At 31.7% G+C, this 12578-nt stretch carries 13 protein-coding genes; 8 read left to right on the forward strand and 5 right to left on the reverse strand.

What is annotated here, in order from left to right:
* Nucleotides 1-62: 62 nt before the first annotated feature.
* The 3 genes from FPG59_RS08765 to FPG59_RS08775 all read left to right on the forward strand — a co-directional run bounded on the left by FPG59_RS08765 (nucleotide 63) and on the right by FPG59_RS08775 (nucleotide 4252).
* Nucleotides 63-647 carry a fasciclin domain-containing protein gene (locus tag FPG59_RS08765; protein ID WP_176330723.1) on the forward strand — a complete coding sequence of 195 codons (585 nt, stop codon included), beginning with the start codon at nucleotides 63-65 and terminating at the stop codon, nucleotides 645-647.
* Between the two features lie 190 nt (nucleotides 648-837).
* Nucleotides 838-3873, forward strand: coding sequence for a PAS domain S-box protein (locus FPG59_RS08770; protein ID WP_086454237.1), 3036 nt, complete (start codon nucleotides 838-840; stop codon nucleotides 3871-3873).
* Nucleotides 3866-4252, forward strand: coding sequence for a response regulator (locus FPG59_RS08775; protein ID WP_086454238.1), 387 nt, complete (start codon nucleotides 3866-3868; stop codon nucleotides 4250-4252). Before FPG59_RS08770 ends, FPG59_RS08775 begins: the two co-directional genes overlap by 8 nt.
* A 16-nt stretch (nucleotides 4253-4268) precedes the next feature.
* On the opposite strand, the gene FPG59_RS08780 is transcribed toward FPG59_RS08775, so the two are convergent.
* On the reverse strand, nucleotides 4269-5402 hold the full coding sequence (locus tag FPG59_RS08780) for a cysteine desulfurase family protein (RefSeq protein WP_086454239.1): 1134 nt from the start codon (nucleotides 5400-5402) through the stop codon (nucleotides 4269-4271).
* A gap of 22 nt (nucleotides 5403-5424) precedes the next feature.
* A complete protein-coding gene (locus FPG59_RS08785) occupies nucleotides 5425-6342 on the reverse strand; it encodes an EamA family transporter (RefSeq protein ID WP_086454248.1) in 918 nt (305 codons plus the stop codon).
* Between the two features lie 190 nt (nucleotides 6343-6532).
* Here FPG59_RS08785 and FPG59_RS08790 point away from each other — a divergent pair, with 190 nt between their 5' ends.
* Nucleotides 6533-7477 carry a hypothetical protein gene (locus tag FPG59_RS08790; protein ID WP_086454240.1) on the forward strand — a complete coding sequence of 315 codons (945 nt, stop codon included), beginning with the start codon at nucleotides 6533-6535 and terminating at the stop codon, nucleotides 7475-7477.
* Between the two features lie 106 nt (nucleotides 7478-7583).
* Here FPG59_RS08790 and FPG59_RS08795 read toward each other — a convergent pair whose 3' ends face one another.
* Nucleotides 7584-8135 carry a Smr/MutS family protein gene (locus FPG59_RS08795; protein ID WP_086454241.1) on the reverse strand — a complete coding sequence of 184 codons (552 nt, stop codon included), beginning with the start codon at nucleotides 8133-8135 and terminating at the stop codon, nucleotides 7584-7586.
* Entirely contained in the window at nucleotides 8125-8310 is a 186-nt protein-coding gene (locus tag FPG59_RS08800; protein ID WP_086454242.1) for a hypothetical protein, read from the reverse strand. Before FPG59_RS08800 ends, FPG59_RS08795 begins: the two co-directional genes overlap by 11 nt.
* A gap of 102 nt (nucleotides 8311-8412) precedes the next feature.
* Here FPG59_RS08800 and FPG59_RS08805 point away from each other — a divergent pair, with 102 nt between their 5' ends.
* From FPG59_RS08805 to FPG59_RS08815, 3 genes are all read left to right on the forward strand, one after another.
* Entirely contained in the window at nucleotides 8413-8709 is a 297-nt protein-coding gene (locus FPG59_RS08805; protein ID WP_176330724.1) for a DUF2752 domain-containing protein, read from the forward strand.
* Between the two features lie 222 nt (nucleotides 8710-8931).
* Nucleotides 8932-9819 (forward strand): cysteine synthase CysM, encoded by an 888-nt coding sequence (gene cysM, locus FPG59_RS08810; RefSeq protein WP_086454243.1) that lies wholly within the window; start codon nucleotides 8932-8934, stop codon nucleotides 9817-9819.
* Between the two features lie 103 nt (nucleotides 9820-9922).
* Complete coding sequence (locus tag FPG59_RS08815) at nucleotides 9923-10564, forward strand: SGNH/GDSL hydrolase family protein (protein ID WP_086454244.1); 642 nt, start codon at nucleotides 9923-9925, stop codon at nucleotides 10562-10564.
* A 54-nt stretch (nucleotides 10565-10618) separates the two neighbouring features.
* Here FPG59_RS08815 and FPG59_RS08820 read toward each other — a convergent pair whose 3' ends face one another.
* Nucleotides 10619-11029 (reverse strand): OsmC family peroxiredoxin, encoded by a 411-nt coding sequence (locus tag FPG59_RS08820; RefSeq protein WP_086454245.1) that lies wholly within the window; start codon nucleotides 11027-11029, stop codon nucleotides 10619-10621.
* A gap of 240 nt (nucleotides 11030-11269) precedes the next feature.
* On the opposite strand from FPG59_RS08820, the gene FPG59_RS08825 reads away from it, so the two are divergent.
* A partial coding sequence (locus tag FPG59_RS08825) for a CPBP family intramembrane glutamic endopeptidase (RefSeq protein WP_086454246.1) occupies nucleotides 11270-12578 on the forward strand: 1309 nt, incomplete at its 3' end.

The raw sequence follows: 12578 nt of genomic DNA on the forward strand, positions 1-12578 counted from the left end.
AAACAAACACATTAAACACCTATCTTTGAATATCTTAATTTAATTAAACTAAAATATTTAAAATGAAATTAGTAAAAACAATTGGTGCTATGGCACTTTTAGGAGTTATCGCAACTTCATGTGGAGAAAAGAAAACAGCTGAAACAACAGAAAATGCAGACACAACTGCAGTTGCTGTAGATTCTGCAGCAGTTGTAGAAACGCCAAACATTGTAGGTGTTGCAGCAGGAAACGCTGATTTTTCAACATTAGTAACTGCTGTAAAAGCGGCAGGATTAGTAGAAACATTGAGTAGCGAAGGGCCATTTACGGTTTTTGCACCAAATAATGCCGCATTTGATAAATTGCCAGCTGGTACAGTAGATGGTTTATTGAAACCAGAAAGTCTTGATAAATTAAAAGCAGTTTTAACATATCATGTCGTTTCTGGAAAGTTTGATGCAGTAGCAGTAACTGAGGCAATCAACAAAAATAATGGTAAATATACCGTTACAACTGTTCAAGGTGGAAAAATTGAATTGAGCTTAAAAGACGGGAAAGTAATTTTGACAGATGCTAATGGTGCAACATCTACTGTTGTTCTGGCTGATGTAGCTGCGTCTAATGGTGTAATTCACGCTATTGACTCAGTGGTTATGCCTAAATAATTATTGATTCAAATCAGATTTAAAACCGTTGCAATGTTAAAAATGCAACGGTTTTTTAATTTTTAATGAATGATCATAACAATTATAATTTTTATTCGTTATGAATTTGTAATTAAAACAAAATTTTAGCATTTAAACATGTAGTAAATAAAAAAATAAATTATTTTTGGTTCTAAATTTTATGTAACCCATGAGTTATCTGAAAACCGAATTGTACGAATTAATCAAACAAGACAACTCCATATTTGATTTTATTCAAGAAACTGCATTAGATGGCCTTTCGTATTGGGATATAGAAAACCCCGAAAATAGTTATATGAATCCTAAGTTTTGGTCAAAACTAGGTTATAATTACAACGACTTACCAAGCCATTACAATTCGTGGAAAAACATCGTAAACAAAGAAGATGCAAAATTACTGCAAGAAGTAATTCGAAAAAATATAAGTACAGTTGATTTTGTTTACGAACAAATTTTCAGATTTACTCATCAAAACGGTACAACAATATGGATGAAATGTTATGGCAAAATCATCCAAAATCCTAATGGTAATGAAAAACGATTATTAGGAGCACATATTGACATAACCTACTTAAAAGAGCAAGAAGTTTTATTAGAAAATTGTAATTCAGCAGCTAGAATTGGCTACTGGGAATTTGATATTTTAGCTCAACAAATTCATTGGAGTAAAATCACAAAAGAAATTCATGAAGTTAGTGAAAACTATATTCCTAATCTAGAAACGGCTATCAATTTTTATAAAGAAGGTGATAATAGAGATATAATTAACATAGCAATTTCTAATGCAATAAAAAATAACGAACCATTTGATTATCGCTTACAAATAATTACTGCAAAAGGAAATCACCGCTGGATTAGAACTATTGGCCAAACAGTATTTATAAAAGGTAGATGTACCAAAGTCTATGGAACTTTTCAAGATATAACTATTGAAAAGAATGCAAAAATTGAATTAATAAAAGAAAAAGAGAAATTACAAAGTGTTCTTGAGGCTACTAACTTGGGGACTTGGGAATGGAATATTCAAACTAATGAAGTTCTTTTTAATAATAGATGGGCAGAAATTTTAGGTTATTCACTTGTGGAACTTCAACCTATTAGTATTCAAACTTGGATAGACTTGGTTCATCCAGAAGATTTGCTGATTTCTCAGAAAATCTTAGAGGAATGTTTTGGTAAGAAAAGAGAATTTTACCATTGTGAATGCAGAATGAAACATAAAAATGGGGAATGGGTTTGGATTTTAGATCACGGAAGAATAATCAGCTGGACAGAGGAAGGGTTGCCAATAATGATGTATGGAACTCATACTGACATTACAGAATCTAAAAAAACATTTGAAAGAAATAAATTATTTATAGAGCAGACCCCTACTGCCATTGCCATGTTTGATAAGGAATTAAAATACATTGCTTCATCAGAGAAATGGTATACTGATTATGGGTTGCAAGGACAAGAAATAATAGGTAAATCTCATTATGAAATTTTTCCCGAAATAGGAGACAATTGGAAAAAAATACACCAAGAGTGTTTAACTGGCATAGCACAAAAAAAAGAAGAAGAAAAATTTGTTCGTCAAGATGGATCCATACAATGGCTAAAATGGGAAGTAAAACCATGGTACTCTGATTCAAAAACAATTGGCGGACTGATTATGCTTACTGAGGACATAACTCCAAGAAAAAAAATACAAGAACAACTCTTAGTAAGTGAAGAGGCTTTTAGGGGGAATTTTGAAAGTGCAGCTATAGGTATGGCGTTACTTAACATACAAGGGCAATGGCTTAAAGTAAATAAAAACTTATGTGAAATCACTGGGTATACTAATGATGAGTTGATGCAACTTACCTTTCAAGATATTACCCATCCAAATGATTTAGAAAAAGATATTGCTTTACGTAAAGAACTTGTTGAAGGTAAAATTAACTTTTATCACCTTGACAAAAGGTATATTTGTAAAGATGGGACAGTTGTTTATGTAATATTAGCATCGTCTATTGTTAGAGATCCAGAAAACAATCCCTTATATATTATATCTCAAATCATAGATATTTCTTCACAAAAAAATGCTGAAAACAAACTAGAACAAGCTGTATCAAAACTTCAAGGGATACTAGATGCTAGTACTCAAGTTGCTATTATTGAGACTAATATTGATGGACTAATAACAACCTTTAATACTGGTGCCGAAAATCTTTTAGGATACAAGAAAGAGGAAGTTATCCATTTAAAAACTCCTGAAACTATTCATTTACAGGAAGAAATTGAAGCACAAGAAGAAAAAATATTAATTGAAGAAAATATTAAATGCAAAGGTTTTGAAGTCTTTACACATGTGTTAGATAAAGGAAAATTTGAAACAAGCGAATGGACATATGTAAAAAAAGACGGAACCCAATTTCCGGTACAACTTACAATTACGGCTGTAAAAAAGAATAATAAAATTACTGGTTATCTAATGATCGCTGTAGACATTAGTAGCATTAAAAAGGTTGAAAATGAAATTCAATCATTACTATTTGTTACAAAAGATCAAAACGAACGGTTGAAAAATTTTGCACATATAGTTTCTCATAACTTAAGATCTCACTCCGGCAATATTGCCATGATGTTGGAGTTGCTTTTATATGAAAACCCTGCATATGCCGATAATGAAATCATTCAACTACTAGATTTAGCTTCGAAAAACTTAAAAGATACTATAGGACACCTCAATGAAGTGGTAATTATGAATACCACCATAACCGAAAATATTGCTCCAGTAAATTTAAATAATGCAATTGAAAACAGTATCAATAATATACAAATCCTAGCTAAAAATGCTGATGTAGAGATCTTAAATGAAGTAAAAAAAGATGTATATATTTTAGGAATACCTGCTTATGTAGAAAGTATTTTATTGAATTTTTTATCGAATTCTATAAAATATAAATCAGAAAAAAGGAAGGCCTATATAAAGTTAAATGCTACTATAGAAGATGACAAAATTGTATTAAGTATTGAAGATAATGGTCTAGGAATAGATTTAAAACAAAACGGAGATAAGCTTTTTGGAATGTATAAAACTTTTCACATGAATGATGATGCTCGAGGGATTGGGTTATTTATTACAAAAAACCAAATAGAAGCTATTGGCGGTAAAATTACAGTAACTAGTGCAGTTGATAAAGGAACCACTTTTAAATTATATTTTCAAAATGCCTAAGATAGATATTGCTTGTATAATTGATAACGACCCAATCTTTGTTTTTGGTGCTAAAAGAATTATGGAAATTGCAGATTTTTGCAATAGTTTCATGATTTTTAGAGACGGTAAAGAAGCATTTGATAAACTAAAAACAATAATAAATACGGATGGAAAACTCCCTGATTTAATTTTATTAGATATAAATATGCCTATTTGGAATGGTTGGCAATTTCTGGATGAGTTTATCAAAATTCCAATCAAACAAACAATTACTATCTATATCATGACCAGTTCAATTGACCCTACTGATATTGAAAAAGCAAAAAAATATAATGAAATTTCAAATTATATTGTTAAGCCTATATCTCTTGATGAACTAAAACAACTGATTGTATAAGCTTATTTTAATGTGATCAACTGTTTTGAATATCAACCAGAGCTTCTATAAAAGTATCAACATCTTGTGTAGTGTTAAAATGACTAAAAGAAACTCTCAAACTTGGTAATACTAAATCAGATTCACTTAAAAGCTCTGCCAAAACATGGGAAGGCTTGATACTTCCTGATTGACAAGCACTTCCTCTTGACACTGCAATACCTTTCATGTCTAAATGAAACAAAATCATAGCAGTTTTTTCTTTATCAAAAGGTAAAAGAATATTTATAACATTATAAAATCCAGAAAGATCACCGTTACATTTTACACCAGGAATATATACTTGCAATTGATCCCACAAATATTTTTTTAAAGCTTCAATGTGCTTTTGATCCCTTTCTAAATTTAAATACGAAAGTTCTAAAGCCTTAGCCATTCCGGCTATTTGATGTAAGGCTTCGGTTCCAGCGCGCAAGCCTTTTTCCTGCTCTCCACCAAAAAATAAAGGTTGTAGTCCTGAATTTTTTCGAATAAAGGCTAATCCTACTCCTTTTGGACCATGAAACTTATGTGCACTCGCTACAATAAAATCAATAGGAATTTCTTGTAAATCGATCTTTAATTTACCTATAGATTGCACCGTATCAGAGTGAAACAAAACATTGTGCTCTTTACAAATGACACCTACACGATGAAGATCTAGCACAGTTCCTATTTCGTTATTCACATGCATTAAACTAACTAAAGTTTTTTTATCATCAGCTAAAAGAGTAACTAAATGGGTTAAATCTATTGCGCCATCTGGTTTTAAAGCTACATAATCTACTTGAATTCCGTACTGTTGCTGTAGCGCTAAAACCGTATATAAAACAGCGTGATGTTCTATTTTACTAGTAATAATTCGTTCTACCTTTAAATCTTTTACTGCTGATTGTAAAATCCAGTTGTTGGCCTCGGTACCACAAGATGTAAAGATGATTTCTTGTGCAGTTGCATTCAAATTTTTTGCAATAATTTTTCGAGACAATTCTAAAACATTTTTAGAACTTCTTCCAAAGCTGTGCGTAGAAGACGGATTACCGTATTCTTGTTCTAAAACGTGTGTCATTTCCTGAATCACCTCGGGACGAAGTGCAGTAGTGGAAGCATTGTCAAGATATACTTTTTGCATTGTAGTTGATATATTTGAAAGGTTACTCGGCGTCTTTTGTAGTTGAATATTTATTTTTATTTTTCTTAAATAATACTTCTTTGTTGAATACTACGATAGACAACAAAATTAAGAAATAAGAAAATAATTGAATAGTATGTACTTGTTCCTGGTAATAAAAAACAGCTAATAAAAAATTAATTATCGGATTAATATAAATCATAATTCCCACCGCTGAAGAGTTTATTCCTTTTAGGGCATATAGATTTAAGAAAAGTGGAATAATTGTAAAAAAAACTACAATCATAAACATGCATGTATAAAAAATAGGCTCTGTAGGAACTGGACCGCTGTATTTTGGGTAAAAAGGCAGTAAAATAACCGCTGTAAAAATTAACTGAATGGTCAATCCTAAAAACTTATCAATTTCGTTATTTTTTCGCTGGCTTACTAAATACAAAGCATACGTTGCAGCAGTAACTAAACTAAAAAAGATATCTTGAAAATGATCAAAGGATAACAAAATACAACTCAAAAAACTAATCCCAACGGCAACCCATTGCCAAGAACTTAGTTTTTCCTTGAGCATAAAAAAGGCTAGAACTGTGGTCACAATAGGACATATTAAATAGGCTAAAGAAGCAGCATTTACGCTTACATGATTCATTACAAAAATATAAACAAACCAGTTTGAAGATAAAAAAAAGCCTCCGCCCAGAGTAAGCCAAATGACTTTTTTTTGCTCCTTAGGTGGTAATTGCTTAAAACGATTCCAATTTTCAGAGATTATTTTTTTTCGAAAAAAAACATTAATTAAAACCATTGTAATTACACTAAAGAAAACACGATAAAACAAGATATCTAGTGATGGATAAAGATGTAATGGTTTAAGTGCGAAACTGAAAAACCCCCACATAAAAAAAGCAAGGAAGGCCGCCGAATAATATTTATTTAATCTCATTGATAAAAAAATGAAATACAAAGATACTCTTTTCTTAAAGTAATACAGTCTTAAAAACTCATCAAGTTGGGCTATCAAAGCGGAAGCTTTCAAAAAACGCTCCCTTAAAATCATGTTAAAAATGTGTTTTTTAAATTACAATGCAACTAGAACCCATTAAAAATTCTATTTTTGTTACAAATTATTGAACATGAAAAAAATTTTCAGCATATTCTTTTTAGCGGTTATTTTACACAGTTGTGATGACGGTGATTTAACACAGGAAACCATTAACTTCGATTCGGTTACTGCACAAAAATGTAACAGTACAAACATTATTTATAAAGTTAAAGAAAACGAAGCTTTACTTATTGATGCATCACAAATTATATTTCCTACTGAAGAAACTACACAAGAAATAGACATTAATACTACAAATCGTGTGATTTATCGTTTTTACAACGGGACCGTAACCTCTGCAACATTATGTGAAACTATACCACCTGCAAATCCTATTGTTGTTGACGATTGGATTGCAACAGGTGGAAAAATGGTGATTACCACAAAAGCAGTAAAACCATTAAACCAAACTGATAATAGCACCAGAATAACAGGATATAGCCATAACATTACATTTAAGAACATAACCTTTAATAAAGGAAATGGCACTCAGGTGTACGATACCTTTACCTTTGGAGACTTTATTATCACTAATACACCACCTCCATTGGCATTTAAAAAAGTATTGAATCAATGCCCAAGTACCAAACAATTATACGACAAGAACAGCAGTGAAGCCTTAATACTAGACATTGACCCTACTTTAATTAAAAATGAAAGTACACCCTTAAACACTCCTCGTGTAGCACTTATTGGTAACACTGTAAACAAACTCACTTACAGACTGTTTGGTGGGGTATTGTCAGACAGTTATTTTTGCAACACTACTTATCCCGCTACACCTAGCGTAACCGAAGAATGGATAGCAATTCCAGGTGTTGCTAATATTAGCGGTACCATTGAGGTTACTACAACAACATTTGGAACGGGGTTTAAGCATACCATTGTTCTAAAAAAGGTAAAACTAAAAAAAGGAACAAATGATTTTAGTCTAGGTGACAATTACATTTACGGAGAGTTACAGACTACAAATTAGTTTTCAAAATAAAGTAGATATTATTTGATACAAAAAAACCCAATTCTAGCAGTAAATAAAATTACTTTTAGAATTGGGTTTTACTTTTTATGACCAACTTACCATTTTACATGGCACTTTGCTTGATATATACTTCGGTGGCACCTAAACCATATTTTTGATAATTACCATCCTGAAAAGCAATATTATCATAGCGACCAAGTAGAAAATCTAGTTCTGCTTTCAAGATTCCCTCTCCTACTCCATGAATAAAAACTATTTTTGGAATTCTGTTTTTAATGGCAAATTCAATGTGTCTTTTTGCTGTTTCGGTTTGTAAGGTCAAAATATCATAATTAGACATTCCTCTTTTATTAGGCACTAATTTTTCAATATGTAAATCAAACTCTGGTGCAGAAATTTCATTTTTAGATTTTTTTTCTTTCACAAAACTACGAGGTTTTGGAATCTCTTTTTCTTTTTTAATTTCAGCTACATCTATCCTTCTAATAGTATCCAGTAAATTACTCCTGTCGTTTACTTTAATCAATTCATTGGCAAGAAATGCCATTGTAAAACCATCTTCGGTTTCTATTGTCACACGATTTTCTTGTACAGAAAGTACAACACCGTTAATGGCATCATCAAGAACCGAAACCTTATCTCCTTTATTCAACATTATCATCCTTATTTTCTTGATTCTTACTCGGTGTTTTAGCACTTAATTGCATCATTCCCATCATAAAAACTACAATAGCAACTGCCATTACATAAATGTTTTTATTAGCACTTACTTGTTCGTACAAGGCCACGCTTATTGCAACTACCATTATAGGAAGTATTAACTTTTTCATCTTTTTTTCGAATAATTATTCAAAAGTAATCATTTTTAAATTGCTCTTTTTAATTTGTAAAAAGTTTATTGTTTATTTGTAAAGTAGTAAAAAAGAAAAAAATTGAATTTAGAAAAATACATGCTCCCTTGTTTAAGTAAAACAATCCTTGGAATTGAATGTTTGGGCTGTGGCTTTCAGCGTGCATTCTTGCTTTTGATACAAGGTGATTTTACAAACGCTTTTAAAATGTATCCCGCAGTATTCTCTTCAATACTATTTATACTTTGTTGTGTTTTAAGTTTTTTGGACAAAAAAAGAAAATATAGTACCCTAATTATTACAACGGGAATCATAAATGCTGTTTTTATGATTGTAGGTTATTATTTCAAACATTTTGAAACGATCTTTATGATGTAAAATAGAATTAAAGTAAAATTCAATTCTACTGAATTTCTCCCTCAAAAACATTATTTCTCTAACAAAGTTTTCTAATTGCAACAATAGGTTTACTTGAATCCAATGCATAATTTTAATTTAGTTCAATATCTTTGCACCACTTTTTTGAACCAAAAAATTTTTTTTTATCGAATGTTCCTCTTTTGCATTAGGAACTTTCTTTTTTAATAATCCAATAAGCTCATGAAATCATACAAAATACTAGATTTAATTGGAAACACACCATTAGTTGAATCTACAAACTTAATTGCCAATAAAAATGTAAAACTTTTATTGAAACTTGAGGGTAACAATCCTGGTGGAAGCGTAAAAGATAGAGCGGCATACAACATGATCAAATCGGCATTAGAACGAGGAGATATAAAAAAAGGCGACAAACTAATAGAGGCAACTAGTGGAAATACTGGAATAGCACTAGCCATGATTGCACAGTTATTTAATATTGAAATTGAGCTCATACTGCCCGAAGATTCTACCATAGAGCGTACACAAACCATGCGTGCTTATGGAGCAACAGTAATTTTAACTCCGGCGGAAACCGGAATTATTGGCTCTAGAGATTATGCTGATAAAAAAGTTGCTGAAGGTGGTTATATCATGCTCAATCAGTTTGCTAATGATGACAACTGGAAAGCGCATTACAATACTACAGGTCCCGAAGTATGGAATGATACTGATGGAACGGTAACCCACTTTGTATCTGCAATGGGTACAACGGGAACTATAATTGGCACATCGACCTATTTAAAAGAAAAAAATCCTACCATACAAATTGTGGGAGCGCAACCTAGTGATGGTTCTCAAATACCAGGCATTAGAAAATGGCCACAGGAATATTTGCCTAAAATTTTTGATGCAAAAAAAGTAGACACCGTTATTGAAGTTTCAGAGCAAGAAGCCAGAGCCATGACCAAACGTTTAGCGCTTGAAGAAGGAATTTTTGCAGGAATGAGTAGCGGCGGATCAGTGGCTGCTGCGATAAAAATTGCTGAAACTTTAGAATCAGGTGTAATAGTAGCCATTATTTGCGATCGTGGTGACCGTTATTTATCTTCAGATTTATTTGATTAATTCTAAAGATCAATGCAGTACTATGAAAAAAATTTACTCTTAAAATTATTATTTTAAATCAAGACATAATTTTTCAATTGGTTTAATAGAAGTATCATGCATCATGGAGCAAAAAACACAAGCTCTAGACTGGGCCAATTTAAAAAAGTACCAAGAACAAAATTCACTACTTAAACCATCCCCAGCTGGAGAAAAAAGAGTTGTATTTATGGGTGACTCCATTACTGAGTTTTGGAGCAGAATAAATCCGAGTTTTTTTGAATTAAAACCGTACATCAACCGCGGCATTAGTGGCCAAACAACACCTCAAATGCTCAACAGGTTTACAGCTGATGTTTTAGATTTAAAACCGACTGTTGTTGTCATACTGGGTGGTGTAAATGATATTGCTGGAAATACTGGCCCAACTACGATCCAAAGTATTGCTTCAACTATTTTTGAAATGGTAGCCTTGGCTCAAGCCAATAAAATAAAAGTCATTTTATGTTCTGTTTTACCTGCATATGATTTTTCTTGGAGACCCAATCAATTTCCAGCTGAAAAAATTATAGCCTTGAATCTTTTGATAAAAAAGTACGCATTAGAGAACGGTATATATTATCTTGATTATTTTAGCGAAATGAAAGATGAGAAAAATGGACTCAAAAAAGAATATGGCCCAGACGGAGTACATCCCAACTTAGCAGGATATCAAGTAATGGGTCCTCTAGTTGAAGAGGCAATTCAAAAAGTGTTAAAAATTTAATCCATAAAAAAACTCGAGTTGCACACTCGAGTTTTTTGTGAATCTATTTTTAGTTTACAATAGTGTTGCAGTACTTGATATTGTTGCGTTCAGAACTTTAGAAACAGGACAATTTTTTTCGGCTTTTTGAACTAATTCTTGAAAAGTATCTGCAGTTATGTCTGCAATTTTAGCATTAACCGTTAGATGAGATGTAGCAATGACACCATCTACAAAATCAATGTCACATCTAGTTTCAATATTTTCAATTGCAAATCCTTCCTCGCCTATGTAAGCCGATAATTGCATCGTAAAACAACCAGCATGTGCAGCTGCTATTAACTCTTCGGGGTTTGTGCCCACACCTTCTTCAAAACGTGATTTAAAAGAATATTGCGTTTTATCAAGCGTAGTTGTTTGAGTAGTTAGTGTACCATTTCCTTCTTTAAGTGAACCTTCCCAGTGTGCTGTTGCGTATCTTTTCATAATGTTTTTTTTTAGTGTTATCTCAAATTTACAAAACCAAAACAAACGTGCCTGCCAATAAAATATTAATTAACGTAACTTTAGGCATGTATCTAAAGTGCAAAAAAACTTCCTGAAAAATGTCTTGGATAAAATTTGTGAAAGACACCTTAAAATAAATATTATTTGAGTATGTTTGTTTACTAAATATCTTACGATTTATTTAAAATCGATACGGTAATACCCGTTAATCAAAAAACTATGAGCCACTCTTTCTCCGAGAACATTAATGAAAATTTTAAAAATTTTATTTCTTTTTTAAAAAACCCAACAGATCAAAAAGGAGCTGAACTAACTTTTTTAGAACGACTTAAAAACGTACTTGCTTTTATTATACTTGAGATGCCTGTTTTACTACTGATGATAGGCATAATTAGCGGACTAGAGAAGCTTGAATGGATTGATACTGAAAATCATTCGATTCAAGAAATGATGAAAACAATGCCAATTCCATTGTTTTTTATTTTAGCTGTATTTATAATTCCACTTTTTGAAGAATTAATTTTCAGATTGTATTTACGATATCAGTACAATGGTGTTATTCAAATTATCCTAGGATTTGCCTCTTTTGGTGGTACAACAGCGCGACAAAAAACAAACGACAAACTGCAAACCATTTGGACAAAATACTATGCTACAGTTTTCTTTTTCTCGGCCTTGTTGTTTGGTTTCATTCACATTTTCAATTTCGAAATAACCGTAAATGTATTATTGTTATCACCACTTTTAGTAGCCCCACAAATTATGATGGGACTTATAACCGGTTTCCTGAGAGTAAAGCAAGGTTTTTTATCAGGCTACATGATGCATGCCATTCATAATGCTATTTTTATAGGAATTTCAATCCTTGGGATGGAAAGTATGATGATTAATATTGATGAAAACACACCTAAATACAGCATTAAAATAGAGCAAAACAAGGATGCTTTTTCTGATGCATCTAATAAAAACTATGTAGACAGTTTAGCATACACTAATACAACCATGAAACCTTTGCTAGCATATGTGTTACAAACTAGTGAACAATTAATAGATGTGAACGATTCTCTGGAAACAACAAAAAATTATAATTTTCATTTTAAAAACAAAACCAAAGACACGCTACAAACAAGAAAACTAGCCCTTGAGCAACTTAAAAAACATTTGGGTTTCACCATTATCAAAAAAAATATTGAAAAAGAAAGTTGGAACATGAGTATTGTAAATCCGGCTTTGTTAGCAAAAAGTTTGGCAACAGATCCAAAAATCACAACTTCTACAACAATCTCACCTAAAGAAATTCGTATCGAAAATGGTTCCTTAGCTGCTTTAGCATATGCCATTAGCAATCAAAAAAACATATTATTTAATGATCAAACTCCTAACACAAAAAACAAGTACAACATTACTCTAAATACACAGAGTTTAGATAAGATGATCAAGCAGCTAGAATCGCTATACGGTTTAAAAGTTGCAAAAACTAAGGAGCAAAAAGAAATATACTTAGTTGAATTCAAAGAAAACAAAGAGC

It is taken from the genome of Flavobacterium sp. FPG59, assembly GCF_002150205.1.
Classification (GTDB): domain Bacteria; phylum Bacteroidota; class Bacteroidia; order Flavobacteriales; family Flavobacteriaceae; genus Flavobacterium.